This is a genomic window from Polaromonas sp. (assembly GCF_029945685.1).
In the GTDB taxonomy this organism is placed as follows: Bacteria; Pseudomonadota; Gammaproteobacteria; order Burkholderiales; family Burkholderiaceae_C; genus Polaromonas.
On record NZ_JAQSDA010000020.1, the window covers coordinates 61,751 to 86,913 of the forward strand.

Sequence of the window (25,163 nt, forward strand, 5' to 3'; positions counted from 1 at the left end):
GACCAACACCCCCGCCTCGTCCGCCAAAGGACCGTGAGGTTGGTTAATTGTTCTGGTACGACGAATTCCCCGCACGTTTGCAGTTTGAGCTCGATGAGCTTGAAAATGCTGGTTTTTCGGTCGTCATAGACCCGGAAAGACGAGCTGCTGGCCAGCTGGTCTTGACCGTCGTTTACCGGATCGCAGAGGCTGAGCACCCTCTGATGGTGGTGTTTCCCTCAGACTATCCGTATTTTGCGTTTCAAGTTTTTGCTCCAACTTTGGCCTTGGCAAAACACCAGGACCCTGTTTCGAAACTACTTTGCTTCGTCGCGCACATCGACTCGGAGTGGAACATGGCAGCCGACACGGTTGCCAAATATCTGCTCGAACAGTTACCTGAGGTTCTGAAGGCTGACAAGGGTGATCCGTCGGTTGCTGAAGCTCGGGAGGGTGCACCCATCACAGGGTTTCTCAACTATATGACCGATAGCCTGGTCGTGACTTCCGACTGGGCGCTGCCACCGGAAAATGGACGCGGCAAGCTGGTCATCGGCGTGGAAAACGACGTCGATCTGAACAAGCTTTTTAGGTGTGCGATTCTCGAAGTGCATGATATAAACGGCGACGTGCTGGGCCAATCGGATCTCAGCATCCAGGCCAGATATCCAGGCCGATTTCATGCACGTTGGGTCCGGTTGACTGGCCCACCCAAGTCAACCGAACCATTGCGCGTCTTGGATGAGGCGATCAAGATTTGGCCCGAGCTTCTAAAGCCCAACTTTAACGGCGAACCAGATGTTGTCGGCCTTGTTTTCGCCGACCAAGCCCGATTTGAAGAGCAACACGATATTTGGCTATTTTTGGTCAGGCGCCGGTTTCGAGCAAGCGTACCCGTCAAAACCGGAAGGAGATTGCCCCCGGGCGATCAAATTCAATATTTCCTTGCCCGTGCAGACCGAGGTAGCCGCGACGATCTGCAAACGCGTGTGCCGCGTCTGAAACCGGCGGCCGAAAAGGTTGTCTCAGTCTTTGGACTTGGTGCCCTAGGCTCAACTGTTGCATGGCAGCTTGCACGAGCCGGAATCGGACGTCTAAACCTGATTGATCATGATTTTGTTCAGGCGGGCAATATTCCGCGATGGATTATGGGTTGGGCGGCTGCAGGCTATGGCAAAGCAGATGTGCTGGCCAAGCACATTACTCACAATTATCCCTTTGTTGAGACCCTCGCAATCCCACTGAAGGTGGGCTCTCCCATGGACGTTAAGAGTCCAGTGGGAGATTATGAAAGTCGGATGGCCCGCGCATTGGAAGGGACCGACCTCATCATCGATTGCACCGTGGAGTTCACGGTCCAGAACTTTCTAGCGGACTACGCATGGAAGCATGGCATTCCATACCTCTGGGGCACCGGAACTCCGGGGGCCTGGGGCGGTATCGTCGGTCGGGCTATTCGGGGAAAGACCCTAGGGTGCTGGAGATGTTTCAGGCATCAGCTATTCGAGAAAAAAATTGACGCTCCAGTTTTCGAGGAGGGTCCCACTGTACAGCCCATCGGTTGCTTCAGCCCCACGTTCACCGGCTCCGGTTTCGATATGGATTCAGTGGCGCTGCAAACGGTGCGTATGGCGGTGGCGACATTGTGCGTGGGTGCTGAACATGGCTATCCTGATTTCGATTGGGATGTTGGCGTTGTCAACCTCTGGAAAGACGGGCATCCGATTGCGCCCTCGTGGCAGACCTGTCCCCTCGACCAACATCCAGCCTGCGATGCCCATGGGTGAACCCATCTGGATACCGCGTCAAGCATACGGGCTGATGTGCGCCCTCGGGGAAAAATCTTTCCCATTGGAGACCGGCGGCGTATTCCTCGGCTACAAAGCAAACAACGGAGAACTAGTTGTAACGGCACTGATCGGCCCGGGTCCCAATGCCCGGCATAGTCGATACAGATTTGTGCCCGACGCGGAGTACCAACAAGAAAAAATCGAGGTGCATCACGCTCGTTCCGAGGGTCGAGAAACTTATTTGGGGGATTGGCACACCCATCCGCGAGGCAGCGCCGACTTGAGTTCGCTGGACAAAAGGACGCTCATAAGAATCGCTGATACGCCGTCTTCTGGAACGGACACACCTGTGATGGCAGTTTTGGGTGGCGAAAGCGAAAAGTGGGATCTAAACGCCGTCCGGTTTGATGGTTGGATCAGGCGCTTTCCGTTCAAACGGTGCAACTTGGTGCCGCTTCTTCCCCGGCTCTACGATCAGGCATAGTTGTCAGTGCTTGAGTGATCGAACATTATCGATAGTTAGCGCGACGATGCATCAAGCCGACTGGCGGCCTCCTTCTTACTCATTCCTCGCAACGCCGCAATCGAGGCAAACTGGCTGGCCCTTGGCCGCGTTTTGCCCTTTTCCCATTTGTAAACAGATTGATCTGAAACTCCGAGGAGGAGGGCTGCTTCCGACGCGGACAGAGCAAGCCGCTTTCTTTGCGCCTGCAAGCCGCTCGCGCTAAAGCGGAACCCGTTGGCCGGCTGACCGGTCACAGAGCTTGGCGCCTTCCTTGCGGCACCTTTGCTCAGGTGTCCAACAAGTTGTTCGATTGCAGCAATGCGACGTTTCAGGGCCGCAATTTCTGAGCGGTAATGCGCCGATGCCTTCTTTAGTTGATGTGTTTCGGTTCGCAACTCTTTCCGGGCAACACGTGCAATTTCTTCTTTCAAGACCTTGGCAATATTGGGCATAGCTCTGCTCTTTTCGTGAGGACGCTACGATCATAAATCCCATCCCTGATGTCCGCTTAAACGGCTTCACGTGCAACTGAACTGATCCCTCGACTGGCAAGATGGCCGTGGGCCCACAGTACCGCGATTAACTTATTTCTCTTCCAGCAGCCGGGCTGCAGCACCGGATAAGGACGACCGGGAACGGGCGTACCCCAGCACCGTAGCAATGCTGTGATGTCCCGTCAGTGCCATTGTTTCCGCCAGCGAAACATTCTGCTGGCCCGCCTCAGTCACAAAGCCCGACCGCAACGAGTGGGCCGAGAACGCACCCTCAATCCCGGCCAAGGCACAGCGCTCTTTCACGATGGCCCGAACCGCGGCAGGGGAGAGCGCTTCGCCCAGATGCCCGCCCTTGCGAACACTCCGAAAAATCGCCCCCGCCGCGATCCCGCTTGCCTGCAGCCAGTCAGCAAGGGCGAGCGCGGCCGCACCCAGCAGCGGCTTGTTGTTCTCAGGCAAATCCATACCCGCCTGGTTGGTCTTGGAATAGGCCAGGTTGTAGACAAAGCCCTCAGGGATCGGTTTCAGGAACCGCATGTCCGCCCCCGTGACCTCGGAGCGCCGACGCCCGCCGCTGGCCCAGGCAAACAGGAGCAAAGCGCGGTCGCGCTTGCCGCGCAGCGAGTCATCGCAGGTGGCCAGGATGGCCTGCAGGGGCGCCTTGGTCAGTGCCTCTTTCTTCTGGGGCAGGGCGCCGCGCTTGGCGTAGGCCTTGCGCGTGCGGGACAGCAGCTCACGTACCGTCGGATCGCGGCAGGGGTTTTTCAGCTCGCGCAGCTGGTGCGCCTTGGACAGCACGGCCATCCGGTGCACCAGGGTGTTGTGGGCCAGCGCGCCCAGCTTGCCTTTGTAGCCGGCCTGGACCAGCGTCTGGTCGATCAGCGCCGGCAGCTCGGAGACCAGGCCCTTGTCGGAGGTTCGCTCGGCATGGTCCACGATGAACTGCAGCACACAAGGGGAGGGCACCGGCAGCTGGATCTGGCCGCCATAACGGATGCCGTACCAGGCGGCCCAGTAGCGCAAGGCGCTTTTGTAGCTGGCCATGGTGTTTTTCGACTCGCCCTCGCGCAGCAACTCCTCGACAGCGCGGCGCGTGACGTCGCTGAGCTCGGTCGGCTGCAGGGCCGGGACTTTCTGGAGGACTGGCAGGCGCATGTTTGGCTCAGGGCGAGTTATTGATTAAAAACATACATGTTATGTATGATGTATTACGTATAAACGAAATAGATCACGATAACAATCTCTTATCGTTGGTAAATATAGCCACTGGAGCCCACCCATGCAACCGAAAAGTACGAGAGGTGTTCAGCAGGAAGAAGTGTGGGCTGCGGCGGACGCCCTGATCGCCGCCGGTGAGCGGCCGACGATTGAGCGGGTGCGTCTCAAAATCGGGCGCGGCTCACCGAATACCGTCAGTCCCATGTTGGAGGCCTGGTTTGCCACGCTCGCATCGCGGCTCGGGGTTGCGGCCGCAGGCACCCAGGCAGAGGAGGGTGCGCCCAAGGAACTGCGCCAGGCGCTGGACAAACTCTGGGCCGCGGCTGTTGCAGCTGCGCGTGACAAAGCGGATAGGGCGCTCGAACCCGAGCGCGACAGGCTTGGCCAGCAAGGTCTAAAACTGGATATCGCGCGTCAGGAGCTCCTACAGCGGGAAGCTGCGCTCACTGAACGAGGTATCGCCTTGGAACATGCCCTGGAGTTGGCCAAGTCCCAGTTGCGGAATCAGACCGCCCAGCTTGAAAAGGCCGGCCGCGAACTCGAACAGGCCCGCAGCAGCCTCGCCAACCTGGTTCAGGAGCGAGACGCAGGCAGGCGGCAGTTCGATGAGCAACTGCGTACGCTCGCGGAGGAGCGTCAGCGCACAGAGCAGCGGACAGCTGCTAATGAGCGGCGTCTTTTGGAAGAAGTGGGCCGCGCTCGCCAAGAGGCGAAACAGTCTTCTCAGGCGATCGAGGACGGCCGCCAAAAGCACGCCGCGGAGAAGAAGGATCTCGAGCGAGCGAACTCCGCGCTGAACAATCGTGCTCATGAGGGGCAAATCGAGGTGGCCACGCTAAAGGAGCGGTTGGAAGGGGCCGATAAACGAGCAACCGAGCTTGAGAACGCCCTCGCGGCTGCTGCCCTGGAACTGCGGCGCAACGCGAAAAGTAGGCCGCCAAAGCCATCCCCAAGCAGCCGGCGCGCCCCTGGAGCGCGAACATGATTTCACGAACACCAATTGCTCGCAGCGGATGATCTCGAAAGACTGGGCGTGAGGGCCCTCATCCCCACCGGGTTGTCGAGCTTGTTCACCAAGCCCTTGGGCGTAAGATCCAATGCTCCGACGGCTTCTTGAAAGACCTAAATGTCATATGCACAACCAATGGCCTTGCCAAGCATTGTGGGCAACGTGGCACTTCAGGTGATGATGGAGCTCAAGCGCCTTCGCACGTCCGGTTTTTCCGGCATAGGCGTGGTGTTTTACAAACCACCGTTAAAGCTCCCCATCGCACCCTTGGGAAAACCCAGTACAACAAAGCCTGGGCTACCAGTCCAAGGTGTGTCCGATATTGCCATGACGCTCGCATCGGTGTCGGACAAGGCATCCCCTTGGCACGATGGTTTTCACTTGGTCGATGTTCAGTCTCTTGCGTTAACCCATATCGCTCAGTTCATTTCGCCACCTTTAGTCCACGTTTCGGACATTGCCTCCGATGCGCAGCCTGCCGGGGCGCGTCAAATGACAGCGCTGCTGACTTCAAGAATTCCATGTGTTTATTCAGTTGCTCTGCTTTCGGCTGCCGGCGAGATCAGCTTCTATTCTGAAGGGATGCTGAATACGTTTTTAGGCGACAAGCATGAATAATCTGAGTTTGACGCTTACCGAGTTTCAACGCTTGCTCAAAGTCTTTGCGACGCTGACGATAATTGCATGGGCGCTTATTTTCTTCATTCAGTGGCACCTCATGGGGACGGCCCTCGTCACGGCAGGATGGCGTTCATTCACCGCCGCATTGACGATCGCCACAATCGTGTTCGGCGTTTTCTACAAAGTTGCCTGGAAATTTCCACGGATTGCTAAGTGGATGGGTCGGCCTATTGTGCATGGGGTTTGGAGAGGAATTCTCTTGTCTGATTACAAGACGGACAAGGAAAATCCGCGCGAAATTCCAATCTTCTTCGTCATCCGTCAGACGTACCTGACGCTGTCCGTAGAATCGTTCACAGAGACGCAAGAAGGAGAATCGAAACTTGAGGCACTAATTCGGAATGCAAAAACCGAAGCCACTCGACTCAGCTACGTGTTCGAGTTGCGGCGACAGTACCGTGGGGAGAACAAACTCACCATCGGTGCCGGCGAACTGCGGCTACAGGACAACAGCACCGTACTGCGTGGCTTTTACTGGACAAGCACGCCCACGCACGGCGAACTTAAGCTCAAGCTGATGTCCCGCGATTGCGACGACGTCAATTGCTATGATGTAGCCGAGAGAAAATTTCCCGTCAATCCGATATCTCCGCCACAACCAACTGTTGCCGCGGCAGCTGACAAGAGCTGAACGATGTGGCATTGCATTCCGGGTATGGCTGCGGAAATCCGCCGTTGCGAGGCTGCAGGCGCCACTGCTGCTGCCCTCGCCATGGCATTCATCAGCATAGATACCATGACCTTCCTCTCACTTCCCGGCGGAGTTGAAGCGCAGGGGCGTACTGATTTCATTAACTGGGTGGACACCTATCTGAAAGGACACCCAGATCAACCGTACCAATATCGAGGAATTGACGTCTACGGCGCGAGATGTGCAATGCTCCATTCGTTCGGATCTGCTGCTCAATTTCACGACCGTAACGGTGAGGCCTTTCTGTTCGGTTACCACGATGGCGGCATGCATATGCGCAACCTGGATGTCGATCCACGGTTGGTCATGATCGGATCGGCCTCCTTCTTGAACGACGTCATCTCCGCACTCTCCGAATTTATGGACGCGTGCGGTACATCGCCGGAACTCAGGACCCGGGTGGAGCCACGCCTACCAAGGGTCCTTGCGGTGGTTCCTCTAACGACGGGCTGCGGCGCCTAAACGCCACGATTGATGTGTGTGGCGAGCCGGTAAGTCGACGCGCAGGCGCTTTCCGCATCAACGCCGACGCCCTTTGCGGGACCGCAATGTGATCCAGTTGCGCGGCGTCGCCCTTGGCTTTGGCAGCATCGGCCGATCTTCAATCAACACCATAACTCGCCTGGCCGCATAGACTGATCCATTGCATCGGACCGTCAGGTCCATGTATTGCTTTCCGACATATTCTGTTCGTTCCTCGGCGACGAACATCTGCATTCCACCTCTGGTGTGCCCCAGGTCACCTAGGTAATCAGCGTCCGCCCCTTCGTTACGGACTGTCCACTCGATCATGGCCATCGCAGGGATGATTTGCGGATTGATGATAGTGAACCGCAAGCACTGGCCTTTAGCAATACTGGGAACTTCATTGCGATAGGTTTGCAAGATGTTCCTGAAGCTCCAATCGGCAGCGACCTCAATTTTCACTTCCGGAATCTGCATCAGCGCCGTCGTCGAGGATGGGTCAGTTATTTCAACGCCGTCCATCTCGGGTAAAGGCATCAGGTAACTAAGTGCCTCGTCCCATGCCAAGGCCGCTGCAACTTCATCTTCGGCCGCCTCGGCAGACTCGGCGGCTTCCTTAAGCAGCTGCAGACGGGTGAGGAACGCGCCCCAGGCCTCGGCAGGAATCCGATTCAGGGACTCCTTGGCATTCACAGGGTTGACCACATCGCGGTTTTTGTTCAAGCGTTTGTGCATCTCCTTGATCACGGTAATAAGTGCATCGTCATCATCCATCGTCATAAGTCGCTGCAGCCACATTTCGTCGCTGTAGATGTTAGCCACCAAGACCGTAAGCACGATGGAGGAGGGGCGCGAGTCCGGTGCGGTCTCGAATGCAATAGCAGCCCAAGCCTTCAGATACCGGATCAAGCGCCTGAGTTGCTCTCTCTCGTCTCCACTCACCACACCTTTAAACCATTTGTAAATGGCCTTCGGATCACTGTCCTCCCATTGGCCGGACATGGTGGCTAGCTCACGTTTTTCCCTCTTGGAATCAAGATGATAGGTCGGGGTGTCGATGTGGAAACGCTTCGCATAGATTGCCCTGGAACAACGCTCCTTGGGCGGATCAGCCACGTCCTTGACAGCGGGATGTCTCGATTTGAATGTCAGCAACTCCCGTTGCACCCACGTCCGCAGTTGCTGCGCAGTCGGTGCAATCTCCACAGCCTTAGGATCCCAATCGAAATAGATTCCCAAGTCCACATCGTATTCTTCGTCTCGGTGAACCGGTTTGATCAAAGTACCGTATTTGTAGGAGCCCTGCAGCCACGTAGTGATAGGGTAACCGTACCCGGTCAACTCGGCTTTGAGGTGTTCAGCGAGTTCATTCCACTGCTGCTGCAAAAACTCTCGCTGCTCGGTCGTGGGGGTAACGCGCTCGTACAGCGTGTGTTCGGCCTGGCCATTGAAAAGTCGCGAAGCTTTACCCATAACGTCTCCTCTTGTGTACGAACCGGCGTTAAACCACAGTCGGCATAGCCTGCCGGATATCACTGGTGTCACCGACGCCCAGCCACAGGCTCGCGAGCGTTCCAGCGATCAGAAACACCATGGGCTTGTGCTGAAACAGGCAAATGGAGTTCCATTCGCGGCTGTCGATAGGCGAAGGTGACGGGTGTCGTTCGGGATGGGAATGCCACTCCCCGATATAGTCCACGACGCCGCCGGAATCTCGCCAAGCGAGAAAGGCTCTGGCTTGGTGCGCCTTATCCTTCCGCTGGAAGCTAGTACGAGAGCGCTTGTCATCGGGGTAGGGCGTGGTCAGATCCGTCACGTGCAGATGGTCGTCACGCCGGAGGCCTAGAAGAATTCCTCCTGATTCAGCGTCGGTGCTCTTCAGCTGGCGATTCCTCATCACTGCTTCCAAGACCGCATCGTCAATGAGCAGCCGGGCCGTGGGGATGAACGGGTGCTGCAGCATCATGACGTCAGGCAAGCCGGGCAGCCCGCCAGACGCAGTGGATTGTGGTTTTCAACGATAAACAGGTCGGCGTTTTCGCTCTTGCGGGTCCGAAACCGTGGGCTGGGATTGCCCTTCAACCAATCGCAGATGATGTCCGCGGCAAGGGCCGTCGCATGCATTGGCGCGGACACTGCATACGGTGTAAAGGAGTGGCAACCGAGCACTTTACTGGCAGGCGGCCGCTTGAGGATCGGGAAGCGGTCCTGCCGATGGACGGCGGGGTTGACCTCCTTTAGGCATCGAAAGCAGGCCAGTTCCTCCTTGTCGGTCCACAAGCACTGAACGCATTCGCCGTTGCCTTTGATCCAAACGTACAACACTGGAACGTTCCTACCGCTGCGAAGCCAGGTTTCGTTCAGATACTCGCTCACAGCTTCCTCGCCAGTGGCATCAACAATCAGGTCCGCAGCGAGCAGGGAGGGGCAGTTCACCACACTCGCATTAACGGCTTCGATGCTAGCAAGCGGAAACTGCCGGAGCAGCTCACTACGCAGCTTGTCGGCCTTTGGCTTGGCAAGCGCATCGTAGCCAAGGTAGTGCCGTCCCAGGTTTTCCGGACCTAGGATGTCGTAGTCCACGAGCCGCAACAGGCCGCCGCCAGAACCCGCTCCTAGCCTGATCAGCGCTGCGGCCAGGTGGGAGCCGATCGCCCCGCATCCGGCCAGCGTGATCCGCTTGCTACTGAGATCCCGGAAATTCAGGTTACGGCTGTGCACGAAGTCCGGACTGATGTCCGTGAACGAAAGTCGGCGGATGTCAAAAGTCTTCCCATGATCGTGCAGACGCCGCTTGTATTCGGAAGGCTGAGTGGCACCTTTCATCGCGTTGTCCACGTTGAAGCTGAAACCAATCCATCCCACTGGGCTATGGATGGCCATGAGCAACCCTCTGAAGCCATAAGCGGTTTTTTCTCCGAGAAAATGCTGAATCTCGTGGTACATCTTGAGGTCCCACTCGCGAAGCCACTCAAACAATTGGGCTACCGTTCTGGGAAACTGGACCGGGACCGGTGGTAAGTGGGTGGATCGAAAAATCCAGCAGCGGTTCTCCCCGGGCCGCAACGCGCCGAGAGCCAAGGTCTTGGCCAGAACCGCAGCGTCTTCAAGCGTGTCGGCGATGATGCCCAGGTTCTCGCTATCTTGTTCCAGAAAGCCGATTGACGCCGATTGCGCACCGCGTGCGGAGCTTCCCATGTAAACACGGATAGGTTGAGGCTCTTCCCTGTCCCAATGCACGAGGAATTCGTTCTGAACGTCACCGGAAAGGTACGCTTTGTCCTTGAGGACTTTTTCGAGAACGGACTGGGCCTGCTCCAGACATTGTGCGATCGCCGTGGCCGGATCGTATCGATCAAGCACCACGGTTCCTGGTGCGAAGTAACACAGTGCCCCATCCTTACTCAGGTGCGGACGCAGGCGAGGGAATTTCTGCAAGCCACCCGTTACCCGGATCTCCGGGTAATTGATAAAATTCCAGTCCTTGATGAAGAACACGACGGGAAGGTCTCCGGCCGAAGTGGTCAGGCTACCCTTGTATAGCCGCCAGCCTTTGACCATGCCCCTGTCGACGAAGCCTCGGGCCGCAAGTTCGCGCATGGCGCCGCCCATTCGTTCATTCGTGGGCATGGGCAGCGATCACCCTGCGCTTGTAGCCCGCACGACCGGCTGCACCACTGCCTTGGGCGCGACCGCCAGGATAGCTGCGACCTCGGTTTCAACATCCACGAGGTCTACATCGGAAGGAATGCGGTCCCCGAGGAGGTCGCGTATCTCGGTGACTGCCTGCAGCTTTTGGTCGTCACGCCGGTTTCTGGCCTGAAAGATAGCGACCGCGCATGCTGCCGCTTTACGCGAAACATCCTCGCGCTCCTCAGGCGACAAACGATTGAAGGGTTCCTTGCCTTGATCGATGCCAACTTCCCGAATGTCAGTTTTGATGGATTCGGAAAACGAGCGCATGGAATTTTCGAATGCAACGTCGTCGCGCCCAGGCTGGGAGACAAATTTCTGGGCTATAGCGATCATGATCGCGACGGACGTCGGCCCTCCACCATCGGGCCACTGGTAGTCACGCCATGCCTTGGCATACCGACAGATGCGGCGCAATTGTTCAGTGTGTTGTACGACGCGGTCGTTGAACCAGCGCGACACGTGCTCTGGATCTGAGGGAATCCATTCACCTGACCGGGTAGCCAGCATCACGCAATCAAGGTCTTCCCAAACCTGCTGAGGAAGCTCGCCAAATTCAAAACTTTCGTCGAGCGCGATAGAGTCATGGACGCTGTTGCTCCATGACTTGGCCCTTGCCTCCTTGATCTGAGAGAACTGCGCCGCGGGCGCAGCATACAGCGGCACGTCGATATGGCCCCACGGAGCAATTTTGATGCGAATGCAAGTCGACTTTCCGGGAAGCAAGGTCCAGTTTTTTTCTTCACACAGATCTTCAAGAAAGCCTTCGACCAGTTCGAAATAAGCTTTGGCCATCGCGTGAGGTGGCCCTTTTTCCTCCCACACCTCGACGGGCAGGTAGGTGCCGAAGTCCCAGTCCATCTCCTGCGGCGGCATACAGGGCGGCTGCACGCAGGTTTTGTACGACCACGAGCCTTGCGTTCGAAAACGCGGTTCGACTTGCCGCGGCATTCCCAGCAATGCAACTGTGGCCGCGGCGATGCGCGGCCGCAGATGGTCCCGGATGTCATTTTTCGCCTGCGTCAGCACCTTGCGCTGATCAGGCGTGGGCTCGATTTCATCGCTGAACACTTGGCGGTCGGTCGACAGATACAAGAGCTTGTTGAGCTTGAGCATGATTACACCTTTGAAGTGGCATTTGCACCGTAGTGAAAGATCGCGCGGGCCGGCGCGTGGGACAGGAACTGCTGAATCTTCGAGTTTCCGATAGCGGCCTTCGAACGCTCCGCGCCCGACCCAAGCAAGACCTCGCGGGCTGCCGCGTCGGCCTTGTCGAGAGCTACGGCGCCCGCCCGCCTATCCGTCAATTCGTCGTCCAGATGGACGTAGTGTTCGCCGAGCATGTGCTTGACGATGAAATCGGTCAGTGACTCCTGGACCGAAATCGCCAACCCAAACAGCCGCTTTGGCGTCTCTGCCGGGCTAAGGCCGCCCCAGTCCATGGTCCCACCCCGCCGGTTGGCGTGTGGATCAACCGTGAATCGGGACGACAGGGTACCGATTGACAGCATCCACACGTCCTTGACATCGCGGGCAAAGAAAGTTTGAGCTTCGTGAACTCCCAGCAAGCCTGGTGCGTTGGCAAAGAGCCCACCGTCAACATACTGGTTGTTGCCGAAGCAATGGCGAGGAAAGTAGGCTGGCGCGGCACTCGTCGCCATGCCGAGGTCGACCAGACGATGCAAATGATCGCGTTTGAAATCGGGATGGTGAGGTGTCTTGAAAACCACGGGCATGCCTGTCGAGTAATTGATCGACGGGACAATGACGGGGTGCTGGCACTGGCCCAGCAACTGCTCGCCGAATACCTCTTTGTCGGCAAGCAGTCCATTGAGAGGAGCGGGCGAGTAGGGCGCGCGCCATACCCCCCAGAAGGACCGGCGCTTTTTGAAGATCTCCTCGCCATGCTCGACGAAGAGGTCGACCATGCGTTGCGCAGGAATCTCCATGGCAATCGCGAGAGCAAGGATTCCGCCGATGGAGGTTCCGGTGATGAGGTCAAACCGCCGACCGATCGGGATACCCCCTATCTCAGCTTCTAGATCCGCCAGAATCTTGGCCGTATACAGACCCCTGTAGCCGCCGCCGGACAGCGCCAAAATTTGAAAGCGGCTGTTCTTGGGCTGAGGGTCGCTTTCAGCTCTGGGCGGGCTCGAATTAGTCATAAAGACCTCTTTATTAGGTCGAATGACAGCCTCGAACGAAAATTTTGAACAATAACTGCCACAAAACCTCCATAAGCCCAGCGCTACCAACTGATACGCAAATTTGCTAAGCTAACGATATTCTAGGTCATATTTAATGTGACCATCATAACTATTGTTATAAAGGGCTGTATGGAAACACATTTAGAGTCGGTATATGGCTCGCCAGGGGACCCGCCCGAGCCCCTAAGCTGGAGTCAGGACCGACGGCTCAAATTCATCGACTTCCGGCTGCGCTGGGAAGGCCGCGTGAATCGCAATGACTTGGTTGAGTTCTTCAAGATATCTTTGCCGCAGGCATCGCTCGACCTGTCCAAGTACACAGAAGCGGCCCCCGACAACCTCAAATACGATCCAAAGGCGAAGGCCTACATCAGGACCGAGTACTTTCACCCGATCTACCAGCGAAGTGCGTCAAAGACCTATCTCAACGAGTTGCTTGCCTTGGAGGCGGGCACTATGGAGGCGGCGTCGTGCTTTGTAAACTGGACTCCGCCCATGGCTACGGTCCCAACGCCAGGCAGAGAGGTTGATGGCACTCTGTTGATGCATCTCTTGAAAGCCGTTCGTGAGGGGCGGATGATCAATGTGCAATACCAGACCATGGGTAAAGAAGATGCGACCCACCGAATCCTGTCGCCACACGCTATTGCTCATGATGGGCAACGTTGGCATGTGCGAGCCTATTGCCACACACGCAATAAATTCCGTGACTTTGTGATTGCGCGTCTTAGCAACGTTCAAGTTGGAGAGCAGAGCGCTATACCGGTCGCAGAAGATCAGGAATGGCACACGATCCTCACGCTCGTGCTAACTCCGCATCCCGCACTTCCTCATGCCAGCAGAAGGGCACTGGAGCTCGATTACGCGATGAGTGACGGGAGACTTGAAGTCAAATGTCGACATGCCATGCTGTTGTACACCTTGATCCGACTCGGCTTGATGTATGAGCGAAGCGTCCCTGCCGTTCAGCAGATTGTTCTTTTCAATGAAGAAGAGATCGAACCATATCTACAGATGCTAGGCGCCAGCGTCGAAGGCCAACAAGGTCGATTATTCAGTGGGAATATGGGCGCATGAACTGGCCTTGATGAACTACGGTGTCCGCTTTGCCCCGGATTTATGGGAAATTCAGACAGTTTGATGATTTCTGCATAGTTCATTTTTTTTCGTTAGTACCTGAATAATTCTTCAATGTTGGATGTGTTCCTCGACGTTGCAGCCCTGGCATTCATCCAGATCATGGCATTGGCCAAGTCTTTGACTTTGTATGCAGCAAGCGCGAGGTCGGGAAATCCAACGGTTTCAGGAAGAGCTTCGTCCCAGCCCTCCACGGTTTCGGGCCATGGCGCGATGCATCGCAAGTGATCAATTCGGTCATACATCACCCAGGCCTCCCCGGACTTCAGACGCCAAAAGAAGAGCATTGACATTGGCCTGACCTGGTCGGCCCAGGGTATTTCGTGGGCCCGCCGCTGCGCAGGCTGCACCGTGGGAGCGGATGGCGCCTCAAGTTGAGCCTGTTGTCTCTCAAGATAAGCGTCACCCATCCGTTGACGGCTGTGGTGGAGTTTCATTCCTCTTTCCACGGCGCGAATCTCCAGCGGGTGTAGGGCACCCTCCATTTGCTGGAATCGGTCGACCAGGCGCCGGTTCGCGCTTGCTACATACCCATTTACGTCCGGCTGATAGATCCATACAAACTCTCCCTGATATCTCAGCCACTCCCTTGCCTTGTCCTGGGTGCGTAGCGATTCCGGGTCCGGCAACGGGCAATTGAAGACGATCTTGCCGTGACTAAGGTGGCTTTGATGGCTTGGCCGTTGATTGCCGATGTCAATGAACATGTCGACGTTGGAGCCATCCTGCAGTCTCAGCACCCCGATGGGTTGCCCTCTGGCTGCAGCCAGGTTCCAATCCGTGACCTTGACCGCTTCGGATTGCCACTCGGCGACTTCGCGCATTTACCCGAATCGCCCCTGCCTGGTTAGCACATGCCGGTAGGGTGGAAGGTCGAGCTGGGGAAGGTCGTGGAGGAACTGGACGCCCAGCCGGCGAAGGAGGTTATGAGCGCCGACCTCGCATTCAGGCCGCTCCTGCATTGCCAGGTGGCCGAAATGCCACTCGTTGACTTCCCCATGTTTGGCAACCAAGGGACTATTGCAGGACGGACAAAAGCAGCCGCACGCGGCTCCCCGTGCAACCTCGCCGATGAACCGCGTTTCGCCTTCGGTCGTGATGCCTGCAAAAAGCTCAGTCATTGCTTAAATTTCCCAAAACACCTGAGCATAGCCATTGGGGGGGAGGGCGAAGGATTTCTAAGGAGTACTGGTCTATTCAACCGAAGTACGTGATCGAGCCAAGGCTGGCAATACTGCTTGCTCGAGTGCTGCAGCGAATGAAGAGAACGGGCAGATCGCTAACGTTCGGATCGATGGGTACCACGCGCTTTGGACCCCAATTAGCCCATACCGCCACCCGGCTTCGTCCCCATATTTAAGGTTGACAACGGGCCCTCCGCTCATGCCGTCGATGTCCTTAACAACGCCTTCATAATCTTCGGCGAGTCGAGCGTAAAACTGGTTCTCAGCGCGTTTCCCAGCTTGCTCCGGAGCGTCTTCCTTGATCAACGGTGCCAACACGAACCGGGCACCGATATTGGTTTTACCGTCATACGATACCGACTCGGAAGGAATGCCAACTAGCGCCCAGTGATCGGACGCCACCATGTGATCACTCCAGGCTTCCTTTTCAAATGCTTCGACACTTCCCGCCTCAAGCTGCAACCGGTAGAGCGTGCCAAGGTGGACTGCAGCATAGTCGATGCCCAGCGTCTCGTCCTCGATAACCAGCCAACTCTCTAGGTTGAAGTCGAAAGGGATAGCGGTGTGATTGAACTTACCACGAGCCGCCGTCTGATCGCCCAATCGCCAGATGTCAAAGGTCGAGCCGCTCTTAAGAGCGGCGCGTACTGCGCGCAAAATGTGCCCAGCTGTCACATAAAACCATTGATCAGCAATTGCCATCACGAATCCCGAGAACACATGAGGCTTGTCGGGTTTGCCGGGCACGAACTGCAAGCATGAAAGGGAGACGAAATGCCTCCCGATGCTGAGGCCGACTCGCTCTGTGAGTGTGTTGGACATGATATTTATTTGGAGAGGTCGTGGACGGGAGCTCAGGTGATGTGTTCTGTCCCGATATCGCTAGCCTGAACCCCAGATCCACCTGACACGAGACAGTTCTTCACTCACAACATCTAGAAAAGCTGCGGACCACTCTTCAGACGTCAGCGCGTCATAGCCAGGCGGTGAAGCACCCAGCATCATTTCCATTGGGGTAAAGCCAACAAATTCCTTTTGCCGGCTCCGCAGGAAACTCCAGAGCAACGTGGTGGAAACGCCAGCATCGCGGTACTCCTGAATAACCTGTTTAAGCAGCGACTTGTCCAGGCGCTCACTGAGCTGAAACTTAGGGTAGCGCGGATCACCCGCTCGGCCGGGAGTGAGGGCCGCGAAGAGATCGCCCGCAACTTCTCGCTCGCGAACCTCCTCGAGCGTGCATTTCATCCGGTCAGCCATCTCGTCAATGGTCAGAACACCATATTCATGCTTGAAGCGATCGTGGTCGTGATCGTCAACTGCTGGATTGAGCTGTTCGATGATTGCCGCAATCTCCTCCTTAGACATTCGACTAATTGCCTTCAATACCTCACTTACGCTCACTAGCTGCGACCGTGCTTCGTCAATGCTCTCCCTCGGTGTCTTGAGGCGTCCGACCATGATTTTGGGGGAATCGATATCAGCGTTTGCAGCTTCGCCGGTGGAGGAGGGTGGACAGGGCACAGCGTCGATCAAGCGTATGTCCAGGCCAGCAGCCACAAGCGCGGCAGAGCTAGCCACAACCAGCAGCAGTTCATCTTTTTTGATACCACTGGTTGATGTTGACATGAGACTCTTTGATATCAATCGAACGGGCTAGCCTGCAGCGCCACCATGAAGAGAATCAATCAGGCGGATAACGTCATCTGCCCGGCCTGCTGAAACCGCTTGTTCTGCGGTCCGTTGACCGAATGCTGGAAGTGACTCTGCTCGAAACCAGCTAAGTGATTTCGCCAGGTTGCCACCGGATATGTCATAAGCGGCTTTGATGACGCGAAGGTTGTCCCTCAAATGGCTTTGGATGGCGGCAGCGCCCGGGGTTTTAGTGATTGCGCTCACGGATACCCGTGCATTTCGAGCCAGCGTTTCGACGTCCATCTCCAGCGGGCTAATGTAGCGAGCGGGCGAAATCATCGGTGCAAGCTCCGGATCCTGCAGGTCTTCGATGAACTTAGAAAGCGGTAGCGGCATGGCAATTTCCGGGGAAGGGCGGCTGTCAACGAAGCATCTGAACGTGACAGTCCTGCGCGGCGGTAATCACCTCCTGATCTCCGCCCTGTTGGATGATCTCGCGAGGCTTTTTACCGCCTAGATAGGATGAAGAGCTTTCAAACCAGGCGGCCAGCCGCCACGGATCGATTCTGGGGAACAGCTTAAGCACCATCCGGATTGCCGGCACCGGTCGCCAGTCAGCTCCAAAGGCATATCTTGGGTACCGATTTTTCCCCTCATACCTGACGGCGAAAATTTCGCCACTGCGCCTCCAGCGGTTTACGGTTGCGGCCGGATTGACTGGAGTACTTCCAGCGAACTGTCCGAGAGATACACCTACCTCGGTCGCAGTGAGCCAATCCGTGCCTCGATAGATGGCCTTGATTGCCTCGACATTCATGCGGGCGCGTCGAAGGTCCATGGCTTTTGGCGCCGCAGCACCGACCAAGATGCGAACCAGGTTTTGCACCTGTTCCGCTTTGTGAGCCTTAAGGCCGTCTACCAGGACTGGAGCCACGTTGGAGAGGGTGGCCCGCACTTGTTCTAGGTCGCCTGCACTCAGTTCCTCTGCGACGGAAATGACGAGATCGGTGGTCATAAGTCCCGGAAAGTTTGGCTCTCTCCGCTGCATGCCGCGGACTATCGCCGGCGGTTGGACTGCGATACAACGCTACCCGCCAAAGTTTTGGTCACCGGCGCCGAGTTGGGATTGTCCAAGGCCCGGGATGCTCGACTCTCAGTCTGGGCACCGGTCTGGGCTGAACTACCAGCCTGACGCAGCGCGGAGCCGGCTAGCGATCTTTGGACGGCGCTGGATGACGAACTGCCTAGCGCCTTGCCGGCGACGGAGGCAACGTGGGGCGAGGTTTGCTTGCTGTTCTTGCTCATGCTGAACTCCTGGCCCCATGATTCAAAGAAGGTGCCGTTGAGGCCCTGACACCTTAGCTGTATTTTCATACAGCACGTTGAGAAGTGCAAGAGCAAAGACCTGACTTATTGCGGTCAGCCAAGCATCTAAAGTTCAATAGGGTTTACGACCAAATGCCCCGCGTACAAGCGGTGGCTATGGCCAAGTAACGCATCCTTTGCCAGGTACTCTGCAGGGCAGGTGGTTCAATTTCGTTTCGCCGGACGCATGTCAAATTCGGCGAAGTCTGGCTATTGCTGCAAAGGAAAAGTGCAACGGAGGATTTTTTTGCGTAGCCGCTTGGGGGGAATGTCCAGCACTGAGTCGACATACATCACGCCCTCCGCTGTCTCGTAGATATCGACTTGACCAAGAGCCGATGGTTCCTCAGCCCTCCATACCGCCCGCAGAGGTTCCATCTTCCATCGGTTCGTACCGTTGACGTGACCTGGGGTCACGATCATCACTGAGTCCAGCTGAAGTTGATTCGTCGTGGCCTCCATTTGAGCCAGTTCTTCCACATCTGCAATTTTGGAAATCAACATCGTCCGGTTAAGCCCGAAGGAGTCACCGTCGATTGGGGGCTCAAACTGACTGAGGGATACCAGAAACCACAACCGGTGGAAGGCAAGTTCCGCTGTTCTCCAATGCGTCAAATCATCCCCAAAAAGGTTCAAAAATGGCGCGCGGTGTTCTTCGTAGGTGACGAACATATTAGTCAAGATGAAACCTATAGATTGTAGCTCTATAGGTCTCTAAAATTACTAATAGCGGGATGGTCCGCAAAGCAGAACATCAGAATAAATTCTCAAAAGCACTAAGGCTGACGCGTGCCGCTCGTGGGCTACCTCAGGAAGCCTTCAGCTTGGTCTCCAGCAGGACCTATGTCAGCAGCCTGGAGAGAGGGTTAAAAAGTCCAACTTTGCTCAAGGTGGATGCCCTGGCGGAGGTTTTGGAAGTTCATCCGTTAACGCTGTTAACACTCGCATATGTTGACCACAAGCATCCTAGGAGTGCGGATGCTCTTGTGGAGGGAGTGTTGAAAGAACTCCATCTCCTGTTAGCGCGAGAAAAAATTTGAGAGTCTCAGCAGTCAGCCGGTATTTCCAGTGAACTGTCCTAGAGATGTACCGACCTCGGCCGCAGTGAGCCAATCCGTGCCTTGATAGATGGCCTTGATTGCCTAGACATTCATCCGCGCGCTTCGAAGGTCCATGGCTTTTGGCGCCGCAGCTGAAACCTAAGCGGCATACTTTTATCTGAAACCGTCATCTAAGTTTACGTTATCGCTGTAATCCTCTGTGAAGTGACCTCAAAGGGCAGGGTGAGGGTGAGCAGGGCGCTCAGTCAACCAGCCAAACCTCCTGATTTTCAATATATTTATCACAGAGAAGATGGATATATTCGACAATTTCTAAATAAGCTGCTAAGGTTCCAGCATGCCGATACTTAGTGAGCTCGCTGATATCGTAAAACGCCAGAGATCCGAAATGGGTCTCAGCCAGGAGCGTCTTGCAGAGCTGGCCGGGTTATCGCGCTCCACGATCAACGCGCTTGAAGCCGGAAAGCTAGCCAACCTAAGCCTCACGCGCGCCGAGCGCCTGGTTAACGTGTTGGGTTACGGGCTGGGAGTGACAGGGGTCCGCAGGTCAAAATCAGATGAACAACCTGGCAGCGCGCTAGAAGTGGCCGCACGTTCAGGCGGCATCAGCTACGGCGAGCCGATACCGCCTGAGACACTACGTCACTCATTGATGACCGGCACCGTTCCTCCCAAGCACATTGCGCAACTGCGGGCCGTGCTGGACGAGGCGCCGTTGAGCGTGCTGACGGCGGCCGCTGCTGAATTGGAGTTGCAAAGCGGTGCGCCTCGCAGGGCAACTTGGCAGAAAATGCGTCAGCTGGCAGTGGTAATTGCCTGCACCCGGGACATCTGGGTCACCCCGCAGGCCTAGTTCAAGCCGCGGTTTCAAACTGGATTGACAGCCATAATTCCGCAAGCTAACCTAGAAGAAGAGCGAAGAGCTTGATATCCTATTGAATCAATGAAGAGGTGATCAACAAGAACCGGCGGGTAACCTGCGGGTTTTGTTGTTTTGGTGGTGTTGATTAGGCAGCGACCTTGGCCATCTGTCGGACATACGTAAGCAGCGCTGGCCAGGTGTTGACGATGCGGCAGTAACGGTGGCCAGGAGTCGCCGAAACGGGCCACTCAGCCAACCGAAATGGTTGGCAAGTTGTTTACAACTTTGCTTAATTAATAGCTACAACTTTGCTTGGGTAGTCGTGCGGCCCGTAACCGGGCTCCGGATCTGTGGATTTTTGATTTAACATAATATACATCGTGGAACATTAAACGTAATCGGAAAAAGGTCCGCCAGTGCCCCTCAGACCGCGCCGAACATGCCAAGCGCTTCCGGGCGCTGCTGGCCGATCAGGGCCTCAAGCACCCTGAGGCGGCGCAGTTCCTGCACGTCTCCCTGCGCACTTTACAGAACTGGCTGAGCGGTCGCCATGAAGTGCCTTACAGCGTTTTGAAGCTGCTGCGGCTGCTGCGCTACATGGAGCTTCCGGGCGACTCGTGGGCCGGCTGGCACTTCAGCCGGGGCCAGTTGGTCACGCCTGAGGGTCGGACCATCTCGGGCAAGGATGGCTCGTGGTGGTCGCTACTGGTTCGTCAGGCTCAGGGGTTCGGCCAGCTCTACCGGGAGGCACAAACGGCTTGCATGGACGCCTCATACGCCGTATCGTTGAATCAGGTGCCTGGACAGGAGGCGCGAGCCGCAAGGGACGACGCGGTCGCGCCCGGTCCCGCACCCGAATTAGCTACCCCCCCGAGTAACACGGGGGTAAATGACGGTAAGTGGTGCGAGAGTGGTGCGACAATGGCACCATGGCCACAAATATCCGACTCTCTCCTGCCCTCGATTCCCTCGCCCGCGCCTACTGCGAGCGGGTCGGAATTAGCCTCAATTCCCTCGTCGGTGTCGCCTTGGACGCCTATCTCCGAGGGCCTCAGACCCCCTCAGACCCCCCTGCTGCCGTCCAGTCTGTGGCCCCTGCACCACAGCCGCAAATCTCTCCAGGGGAGCAAGTGGCCCAGTTACGCCGTGAGTTTGCAAGGCCCCTTCCAGCTCCCAAGCCCAAGCACCCCGGCCCCAAGGCTCGACCCATCGAGCTTCACAACTACCGCGTCGAGCTTGAGGCGTGGAAGGCCGCTAACCCCGGCTCCTGACCCTCTGAGGGGTGCGGCATGAGGCGGGCCATGGATCGGGTCCGCTGGCTGGCTCCTGCTGTGCGTTGGTCGGCGCGGCTGGCCAATGAGGCCCGCTGGCTCCCGCTGCCCCTTCGCTGCCTGCCGCTGCGCCTGTGCGCCCTGCTCGTGAGGGCCATCGTATGAGCGCCTTCACAGACCGCATCTACGCCTCTTGGCTGGCCTCCAATGGCTCCACGCGTTCGCCTCGGCGGCCTTCGGGGTATGGGGGCGTGCCCCCATGGAAGCGAAGCGAAGCTGACCCCGTATCCAACGCACGCCGCCCAGCCTCTGAGCCGGTCGCGGAACGGGGCCTCGCACGGGCTCCCAAAGTGCCCGGCGCGCCCTGAAAGACGGTCCCCGGCCACGCTCTAAAAATTTACCCAACTCATGAAGAAACTGCATTAATCTAAAGGTACTCAATGACCTATACATCGTGGAACATTAAACGTAATCGGAAAAAGGTCCGCCAGTGCCCCTCAGACCGCGCCGAACATGCCAAGCGCTTCCGGGCGCTGCTGGCCGATCAGGGCCTCAAGCACCCTGAGGCGGCGCAGTTCCTGCACGTCTCCCTGCGCACTTTACAGAACTGGCTGAGCGGTCGCCATGAAGTGCCTTACAGCGTTTTGAAGCTGCTGCGGCTGCTGCGCTACATGGAGCTTCCGGGCGACTCGTGGGCCGGCTGGCACTTCAGCCGGGGCCAGTTGGTCACGCCTGAGGGTCGGACCATCTCGGGCAAGGATGGCTCGTGGTGGTCGCTACTGGTTCGTCAGGCTCAGGGGTTCGGCCAGCTCTACCGGGAGGCACAAACGGCTTGCATGGACGCCTCATACGCCGTATCGTTGAATCAGGTGCCTGGACAGGAGGCGCGAGCCGCAAGGGACGACGCGGTCGCGCCCGGTCCCGCACCCGAATTAGCTACCCCCCCGAGTAACACGGGGGTAAATGACGGTAAGTGGTGCGAGAGTGGTGCGACAATGGCACCATGGCCACAAATATCCGACTCTCTCCTGCCCTCGATTCCCTCGCCCGCGCCTACTGCGAGCGGGTCGGAATTAGCCTCAATTCCCTCGTCGGTGTCGCCTTGGACGCCTATCTCCGAGGGCCTCAGACCCCCTCAGACCCCCCTGCTGCCGTCCAGTCTGTGGCCCCTGCACCACAGCCGCAAATCTCTCCAGGGGAGCAAGTGGCCCAGTTACGCCGTGAGTTTGCAAGGCCCCTTCCAGCTCCCAAGCCCAAGCACCCCGGCCCCAAGGCTCGACCCATCGAGCTTCACAACTACCGCGTCGAGCTTGAGGCGTGGAAGGCCGCTAACCCCGGCTCCTGACCCTCTGAGGGGTGCGGCATGAGGCGGGCCATGGATCGGGTCCGCTGGCTGGCTCCTGCTGTGCGTTGGTCGGCGCGGCTGGCCAATGAGGCCCGCTGGCTCCCGCTGCCCCTTCGCTGCCTGCCGCTGCGCCTGTGCGCCCTGCTCGTGAGGGCCATCGTATGAGCGCCTTCACAGACCGCATCTACGCCTCTTGGCTGGCCTCCAATGGCTCCACGCGTTCGCCTCGGCGGCCTTCGGGGTATGGGGGCGTGCCCCCATGGAAGCGAAGCGAAGCTGACCCCGTATCCAACGCACGCCGCCCAGCCTCTGAGCCGGTCGCGGAACGGGGCCTCGCACGGGCTCCCAAAGTGCCCGGCGCGCCCTGAAAGACGGTCCCCGGCCACGCTCTAAAAATTTACCCAACTCATGAAGAAACTGCATTAATCTAAAGGTACTCAATGACCTATACATCGTAGAAGATAAACCATGCAGGCCAAAACAGCAGAAATCGCTGCCAAGGCGCCCCAGCCCTGAAACCGCCCGCATCAGCCTTCCGCATCTGGCCGCTCATTTCAGCGTCATCCCCGATTCAACGATTTACCACTTGCCCGTGGCTTGCCGCTTGCGAACGGCTGCGGCGATGAGGTCTGCCGAATCTGTGCGGCTGACGCGCTGGGCAAAACCGATGGCTGTCAGGCCTTGCTGGTTTTTCAGCAAGGGATCGGCGCCGGCGTCCAGCAGCAGTTTGACCGCAGGTGTGGTGCCGTATTGGGCGGCCATCATCAGCGGTGTGGTGCCGTTGGGTGATTCGGCATCGATGTAGGCGTGGTTTTCAAGCAGCAGGTTCATGATGGCCAGGTGCCCCTTGCTGGCGGCGTAATGCAGCGGTGTCCAGCCGGTCTTGTTGACGTCGGCATCCCGCTTGATCAGGGCCGCGACCATTTCCGCGTCGCCCTTGATCGCGGCCAGCATCAGCGGGCTTTCCCCATTGGCGTTGAGCGCGTTGACATTGGTCTTGGGCCAGTCCAGCAAGGCCTGGGCGGCTTTCGGCGAGGGTTCCTGGATCGCCAGGGACAGGCCATGCTGGCCTTTGGGGTCGACCGTGTTGGCATCAAAACCGCGGGTCAGCAGTTGCCGGATGGCGCCAGGGTTGTCCTGCTTGATGGCCACGAAAAAATCTTCGTAGGAACCGGCGTGTGCTGAAATAAATCCAGTCAATACAGCTAGATAGACGGCTTTTTTAAAGTGATTAATGAGGTATGTTTTCATGCCAGAACACCCGAAAAAAGCCGCTCGAAGTTGCGGCTGGTGGCCTCGGCAACGGCCTCGACCGGCATCTGCCGGATCTCGGCGACCTGCCTGGCCACATAAGGAACATAGGACGGGTTGTTGGTTTTGCCGCGGTAAGGCATGGGCGCCAGGTAGGGGCTGTCGGTCTCGATCAGGGTGCGGTCCAGTGGCACAAAACGGGCCACTTCGCGCAGGTCGGCGGCGTTCTTGAAGGTCAGGATGCCGGAAAACGAGATGTAGAAGCCCAGGTCCAGCGCGGCGCGGGCCACCTCGGCGGTTTCGGTGAAGCAGTGAAACACCCCGCCGGCCCGCCCTGCTCCGTCGGCGGTTTCGCCCTCTTCCTTCAGGATGGCCAGCGTGTCGTTTGATGCGCTGCGGGTGTGGATCACCAGCGGCTTTCGGGTCTGACGGGCGGCGCGGATGTGGGTTCGAAAGCGTTCGCGTTGCCAGTGCATGTCGGCGATGCTGCGTTCGCCCAAGCGGTAGTAATCCAGTCCGGTTTCGCCAATGGCCACCACCTTGGGCAAGGCGGCACGTTGCACCAGGTCGTCCAGGGTCGGCTCGGTCACACCTTCGTTGTCGGGGTGGACGCCGACGCTGCACCAGAAGTTGTCATAGGTGGTGGCCAGCGCATGAACCGTCCCGAACTCTTCGAGCGTGGTGCAGATGCACAGCGCGCGGTCCACCTGGGCCTGCGCCATGGCTTCGCGTATCTGCGGCAACTGGGCCTGGAGCTCGGGAAAACTCAGGTGGCAATGGGAGTCGGTGAACATCGGCAGGGCATTTTCAGTATCAAAAATGGCTGTAGCCCATGCTGGATGGGCGCAGACAGCTATAAAAAAAAGAAGCGGGCCCGCAGTGGACCTGCAAGGGCCTGGTGCACTAGATCGTCTGCGTGGGACGGTCGGAGGCCAGGTGGGCGCCGAGGATTTCCTCGATCTTGATCTTCAGCAGGCGGGACTTTTCGTCGTTGGGAAAACGCACGCCCACACCCTGGGTGCGGTTGCCGGAAGCCCGCGCAGGAGTGACCCAGGCCACTTTTCCGGCCACCGGATAGCGCTGCGTGTCTTCGGGCAAGGTCATCAGCACATACACGTCGTCGCCGAGTTTGTAGTCCCGTGCCGAAGGGATGAACACGCCGCCTTCGGCGAACAGCGGGATATAGGCGGCGTAGAGCGCGGCTTTTTCGCGAATGGCCAGCTGGATGACACTGGGCCGGGCTGCGCTGGAACTGGTGGCGGTGGCACCGGCGGCACCGGGAGAACCAGCAGGAGGCGTTGTACTCATGGGCCTAGTTTATCG

At 57.5% G+C, this 25,163-nt stretch carries 28 protein-coding genes; 11 read left to right on the top strand and 17 right to left on the bottom strand.

Annotation, left to right across the window (positions count from 1 at the left end; genetic code table 11):
• The first annotated feature begins 47 nt into the window (after window positions 1-47).
• Both PSV26_RS11890 and PSV26_RS11895 read left to right on the top strand, forming a co-directional pair.
• Entirely contained in the window at window positions 48-1,766 is a 1,719-nt protein-coding gene (locus tag PSV26_RS11890; protein WP_300570966.1) for a ThiF family adenylyltransferase, read from the top strand.
• Window positions 1,759-2,253, top strand: a complete 495-nt coding sequence (locus tag PSV26_RS11895) for a Mov34/MPN/PAD-1 family protein (protein ID WP_300570969.1) — start codon at window positions 1,759-1,761, stop codon at window positions 2,251-2,253. Before PSV26_RS11890 ends, PSV26_RS11895 begins: the two co-directional genes overlap by 8 nt.
• A gap of 35 nt (window positions 2,254-2,288) precedes the next feature.
• Here the strand turns inward: PSV26_RS11895 and PSV26_RS11900 are convergent, their stop codons facing one another.
• A complete protein-coding gene (locus PSV26_RS11900; RefSeq protein WP_300570972.1) occupies window positions 2,289-2,726 on the bottom strand; it encodes a helix-turn-helix transcriptional regulator in 438 nt (145 codons plus the stop codon).
• 132 nt (window positions 2,727-2,858) lie between these two features.
• Window positions 2,859-3,923, bottom strand: a complete 1,065-nt coding sequence (locus PSV26_RS11905; RefSeq protein ID WP_300570974.1) for a tyrosine-type recombinase/integrase — start codon at window positions 3,921-3,923, stop codon at window positions 2,859-2,861.
• A gap of 124 nt (window positions 3,924-4,047) precedes the next feature.
• Here PSV26_RS11905 and PSV26_RS11910 point away from each other — a divergent pair, with 124 nt between their 5' ends.
• The 4 genes from PSV26_RS11910 to PSV26_RS11925 all read left to right on the top strand — a co-directional run bounded on the left by PSV26_RS11910 (window position 4,048) and on the right by PSV26_RS11925 (window position 6,829).
• Entirely contained in the window at window positions 4,048-4,971 is a 924-nt protein-coding gene (locus PSV26_RS11910; RefSeq protein WP_300570978.1) for a DNA-binding protein, read from the top strand.
• 141 nt (window positions 4,972-5,112) lie between these two features.
• Complete coding sequence (locus PSV26_RS11915) at window positions 5,113-5,613, top strand: hypothetical protein (protein WP_300570981.1); 501 nt, start codon at window positions 5,113-5,115, stop codon at window positions 5,611-5,613.
• Entirely contained in the window at window positions 5,606-6,307 is a 702-nt protein-coding gene (locus PSV26_RS11920) for a hypothetical protein (protein ID WP_300570984.1), read from the top strand. Before PSV26_RS11915 ends, PSV26_RS11920 begins: the two co-directional genes overlap by 8 nt.
• A gap of 24 nt (window positions 6,308-6,331) precedes the next feature.
• Entirely contained in the window at window positions 6,332-6,829 is a 498-nt protein-coding gene (locus tag PSV26_RS11925) for a hypothetical protein (RefSeq protein WP_300570987.1), read from the top strand.
• A 57-nt stretch (window positions 6,830-6,886) separates the two neighbouring features.
• Here PSV26_RS11925 and PSV26_RS11930 read toward each other — a convergent pair whose 3' ends face one another.
• From PSV26_RS11930 to PSV26_RS11950, 5 genes are read right to left on the bottom strand one after another with little or no spacing between them, the layout of a single operon-like run.
• Window positions 6,887-8,305: a CBASS cGAMP synthase gene (locus PSV26_RS11930; protein WP_300570990.1), complete on the bottom strand. Its 1,419-nt coding sequence runs from the start codon at window positions 8,303-8,305 to the stop codon at window positions 6,887-6,889.
• A gap of 28 nt (window positions 8,306-8,333) precedes the next feature.
• Window positions 8,334-8,798, bottom strand: a complete 465-nt coding sequence (locus PSV26_RS11935; RefSeq protein ID WP_300570993.1) for a Mov34/MPN/PAD-1 family protein — start codon at window positions 8,796-8,798, stop codon at window positions 8,334-8,336.
• Window positions 8,795-10,432 carry a ThiF family adenylyltransferase gene (locus PSV26_RS11940; protein ID WP_300570996.1) on the bottom strand — a complete coding sequence of 546 codons (1,638 nt, stop codon included), beginning with the start codon at window positions 10,430-10,432 and terminating at the stop codon, window positions 8,795-8,797. Before PSV26_RS11940 ends, PSV26_RS11935 begins: the two co-directional genes overlap by 4 nt.
• Window positions 10,433-10,471: 39 nt before the next feature.
• Complete coding sequence (locus tag PSV26_RS11945; protein ID WP_300570999.1) at window positions 10,472-11,641, bottom strand: CBASS cGAMP synthase; 1,170 nt, start codon at window positions 11,639-11,641, stop codon at window positions 10,472-10,474.
• A 2-nt stretch (window positions 11,642-11,643) separates the two neighbouring features.
• A complete protein-coding gene (locus PSV26_RS11950; protein ID WP_300571002.1) occupies window positions 11,644-12,690 on the bottom strand; it encodes a CBASS cGAMP-activated phospholipase in 1,047 nt (348 codons plus the stop codon).
• A 171-nt stretch (window positions 12,691-12,861) separates the two neighbouring features.
• On the opposite strand from PSV26_RS11950, the gene PSV26_RS11955 reads away from it, so the two are divergent.
• Window positions 12,862-13,809: a WYL domain-containing protein gene (locus PSV26_RS11955; protein WP_300571005.1), complete on the top strand. Its 948-nt coding sequence runs from the start codon at window positions 12,862-12,864 to the stop codon at window positions 13,807-13,809.
• Between the two features lie 92 nt (window positions 13,810-13,901).
• Here PSV26_RS11955 and PSV26_RS11960 read toward each other — a convergent pair whose 3' ends face one another.
• From PSV26_RS11960 to PSV26_RS11985, 7 genes are all read right to left on the bottom strand, one after another.
• Window positions 13,902-14,693, bottom strand: coding sequence for a hypothetical protein (locus tag PSV26_RS11960; protein ID WP_300571008.1), 792 nt, complete (start codon window positions 14,691-14,693; stop codon window positions 13,902-13,904).
• The gene (locus tag PSV26_RS22670) at window positions 14,694-14,990 is read right to left on the bottom strand and encodes a competence protein CoiA family protein (RefSeq protein WP_366946006.1); all 297 of its coding nucleotides are present in this window, start codon (window positions 14,988-14,990) and stop codon (window positions 14,694-14,696) included.
• 72 nt (window positions 14,991-15,062) lie between these two features.
• Entirely contained in the window at window positions 15,063-15,875 is an 813-nt protein-coding gene (locus PSV26_RS11965) for a hypothetical protein (RefSeq protein WP_300571011.1), read from the bottom strand.
• Window positions 15,876-15,935: 60 nt separating this feature from the next.
• Entirely contained in the window at window positions 15,936-16,679 is a 744-nt protein-coding gene (locus PSV26_RS11970; RefSeq protein ID WP_300571014.1) for a hypothetical protein, read from the bottom strand.
• A 27-nt stretch (window positions 16,680-16,706) separates the two neighbouring features.
• The gene (locus tag PSV26_RS11975) at window positions 16,707-17,081 is read right to left on the bottom strand and encodes a DUF2384 domain-containing protein (protein ID WP_300571017.1); all 375 of its coding nucleotides are present in this window, start codon (window positions 17,079-17,081) and stop codon (window positions 16,707-16,709) included.
• A 25-nt stretch (window positions 17,082-17,106) separates the two neighbouring features.
• Window positions 17,107-17,700 (bottom strand): hypothetical protein, encoded by a 594-nt coding sequence (locus PSV26_RS11980; protein WP_300571019.1) that lies wholly within the window; start codon window positions 17,698-17,700, stop codon window positions 17,107-17,109.
• 560 nt (window positions 17,701-18,260) lie between these two features.
• On the bottom strand, window positions 18,261-18,731 hold the full coding sequence (locus tag PSV26_RS11985) for a hypothetical protein (protein ID WP_300571021.1): 471 nt from the start codon (window positions 18,729-18,731) through the stop codon (window positions 18,261-18,263).
• Window positions 18,732-18,784: 53 nt separating this feature from the next.
• On the opposite strand from PSV26_RS11985, the gene PSV26_RS11990 reads away from it, so the two are divergent.
• The 4 genes from PSV26_RS11990 to PSV26_RS22680 all read left to right on the top strand — a co-directional run bounded on the left by PSV26_RS11990 (window position 18,785) and on the right by PSV26_RS22680 (window position 22,611).
• Entirely contained in the window at window positions 18,785-19,090 is a 306-nt protein-coding gene (locus PSV26_RS11990; RefSeq protein ID WP_300571024.1) for a helix-turn-helix transcriptional regulator, read from the top strand.
• A gap of 358 nt (window positions 19,091-19,448) precedes the next feature.
• A complete protein-coding gene (locus PSV26_RS11995; protein WP_300571027.1) occupies window positions 19,449-19,964 on the top strand; it encodes a helix-turn-helix transcriptional regulator in 516 nt (171 codons plus the stop codon).
• A 471-nt stretch (window positions 19,965-20,435) separates the two neighbouring features.
• Window positions 20,436-21,266, top strand: a complete 831-nt coding sequence (locus PSV26_RS22675) for a VC1465 family Xer recombination activation factor (RefSeq protein ID WP_366946011.1) — start codon at window positions 20,436-20,438, stop codon at window positions 21,264-21,266.
• A 418-nt stretch (window positions 21,267-21,684) separates the two neighbouring features.
• The gene (locus PSV26_RS22680; protein WP_366946007.1) at window positions 21,685-22,611 is read left to right on the top strand and encodes a VC1465 family Xer recombination activation factor; all 927 of its coding nucleotides are present in this window, start codon (window positions 21,685-21,687) and stop codon (window positions 22,609-22,611) included.
• A gap of 557 nt (window positions 22,612-23,168) precedes the next feature.
• On the opposite strand, the gene PSV26_RS12000 is transcribed toward PSV26_RS22680, so the two are convergent.
• The 3 genes from PSV26_RS12000 to PSV26_RS12010 all read right to left on the bottom strand — a co-directional run bounded on the left by PSV26_RS12000 (window position 23,169) and on the right by PSV26_RS12010 (window position 25,148).
• Entirely contained in the window at window positions 23,169-23,840 is a 672-nt protein-coding gene (locus PSV26_RS12000; protein WP_300571030.1) for an ankyrin repeat domain-containing protein, read from the bottom strand.
• Window positions 23,837-24,634 carry a TatD family hydrolase gene (locus PSV26_RS12005; RefSeq protein ID WP_300571033.1) on the bottom strand — a complete coding sequence of 266 codons (798 nt, stop codon included), beginning with the start codon at window positions 24,632-24,634 and terminating at the stop codon, window positions 23,837-23,839. The genes PSV26_RS12000 and PSV26_RS12005 overlap by 4 nt, the downstream gene beginning before the upstream one ends.
• A 109-nt stretch (window positions 24,635-24,743) precedes the next feature.
• Window positions 24,744-25,148 (bottom strand): PilZ domain-containing protein, encoded by a 405-nt coding sequence (locus PSV26_RS12010; protein WP_300519528.1) that lies wholly within the window; start codon window positions 25,146-25,148, stop codon window positions 24,744-24,746.
• Window positions 25,149-25,163 lie beyond the last annotated feature (15 nt).

Excerpts from the sequence above, each read along its gene's own strand:
- PSV26_RS11895 (WP_300570969.1), top strand. The coding sequence starts at position 1,759 with ATGGGTGAACCCATCTGGATACCGCGTCAAGCATACGGGCTGATGTGC.
- PSV26_RS11900 (WP_300570972.1), bottom strand. The coding sequence starts at position 2,726 with ATGCCCAATATTGCCAAGGTCTTGAAAGAAGAAATTGCACGTGTTGCC.
- PSV26_RS11905 (WP_300570974.1), bottom strand. The coding sequence starts at position 3,923 with ATGCGCCTGCCAGTCCTCCAGAAAGTCCCGGCCCTGCAGCCGACCGAG.
- PSV26_RS11910 (WP_300570978.1), top strand. The coding sequence starts at position 4,048 with ATGCAACCGAAAAGTACGAGAGGTGTTCAGCAGGAAGAAGTGTGGGCT.
- PSV26_RS11915 (WP_300570981.1), top strand. The coding sequence starts at position 5,113 with ATGTCATATGCACAACCAATGGCCTTGCCAAGCATTGTGGGCAACGTG.
- PSV26_RS11920 (WP_300570984.1), top strand. The coding sequence starts at position 5,606 with ATGAATAATCTGAGTTTGACGCTTACCGAGTTTCAACGCTTGCTCAAA.
- PSV26_RS11925 (WP_300570987.1), top strand. The coding sequence starts at position 6,332 with ATGGCTGCGGAAATCCGCCGTTGCGAGGCTGCAGGCGCCACTGCTGCT.
- PSV26_RS11930 (WP_300570990.1), bottom strand. The coding sequence starts at position 8,305 with ATGGGTAAAGCTTCGCGACTTTTCAATGGCCAGGCCGAACACACGCTG.
- PSV26_RS11935 (WP_300570993.1), bottom strand. The coding sequence starts at position 8,798 with ATGATGCTGCAGCACCCGTTCATCCCCACGGCCCGGCTGCTCATTGAC.
- PSV26_RS11940 (WP_300570996.1), bottom strand. The coding sequence starts at position 10,432 with ATGCGCGAACTTGCGGCCCGAGGCTTCGTCGACAGGGGCATGGTCAAA.
- PSV26_RS11945 (WP_300570999.1), bottom strand. The coding sequence starts at position 11,641 with ATGCTCAAGCTCAACAAGCTCTTGTATCTGTCGACCGACCGCCAAGTG.
- PSV26_RS11950 (WP_300571002.1), bottom strand. The coding sequence starts at position 12,690 with ATGACTAATTCGAGCCCGCCCAGAGCTGAAAGCGACCCTCAGCCCAAG.
- PSV26_RS11955 (WP_300571005.1), top strand. The coding sequence starts at position 12,862 with ATGGAAACACATTTAGAGTCGGTATATGGCTCGCCAGGGGACCCGCCC.
- PSV26_RS11960 (WP_300571008.1), bottom strand. The coding sequence starts at position 14,693 with ATGCGCGAAGTCGCCGAGTGGCAATCCGAAGCGGTCAAGGTCACGGAT.
- PSV26_RS22670 (WP_366946006.1), bottom strand. The coding sequence starts at position 14,990 with ATGACTGAGCTTTTTGCAGGCATCACGACCGAAGGCGAAACGCGGTTC.
- PSV26_RS11965 (WP_300571011.1), bottom strand. The coding sequence starts at position 15,875 with ATGTCCAACACACTCACAGAGCGAGTCGGCCTCAGCATCGGGAGGCAT.
- PSV26_RS11970 (WP_300571014.1), bottom strand. The coding sequence starts at position 16,679 with ATGTCAACATCAACCAGTGGTATCAAAAAAGATGAACTGCTGCTGGTT.
- PSV26_RS11975 (WP_300571017.1), bottom strand. The coding sequence starts at position 17,081 with ATGCCGCTACCGCTTTCTAAGTTCATCGAAGACCTGCAGGATCCGGAG.
- PSV26_RS11980 (WP_300571019.1), bottom strand. The coding sequence starts at position 17,700 with ATGACCACCGATCTCGTCATTTCCGTCGCAGAGGAACTGAGTGCAGGC.
- PSV26_RS11990 (WP_300571024.1), top strand. The coding sequence starts at position 18,785 with ATGGTCCGCAAAGCAGAACATCAGAATAAATTCTCAAAAGCACTAAGG.
- PSV26_RS11995 (WP_300571027.1), top strand. The coding sequence starts at position 19,449 with ATGCCGATACTTAGTGAGCTCGCTGATATCGTAAAACGCCAGAGATCC.
- PSV26_RS22680 (WP_366946007.1), top strand. The coding sequence starts at position 21,685 with ATGACCTATACATCGTGGAACATTAAACGTAATCGGAAAAAGGTCCGC.
- PSV26_RS12000 (WP_300571030.1), bottom strand. The coding sequence starts at position 23,840 with ATGAAAACATACCTCATTAATCACTTTAAAAAAGCCGTCTATCTAGCT.
- PSV26_RS12005 (WP_300571033.1), bottom strand. The coding sequence starts at position 24,634 with ATGTTCACCGACTCCCATTGCCACCTGAGTTTTCCCGAGCTCCAGGCC.
- PSV26_RS12010 (WP_300519528.1), bottom strand. The coding sequence starts at position 25,148 with ATGAGTACAACGCCTCCTGCTGGTTCTCCCGGTGCCGCCGGTGCCACC.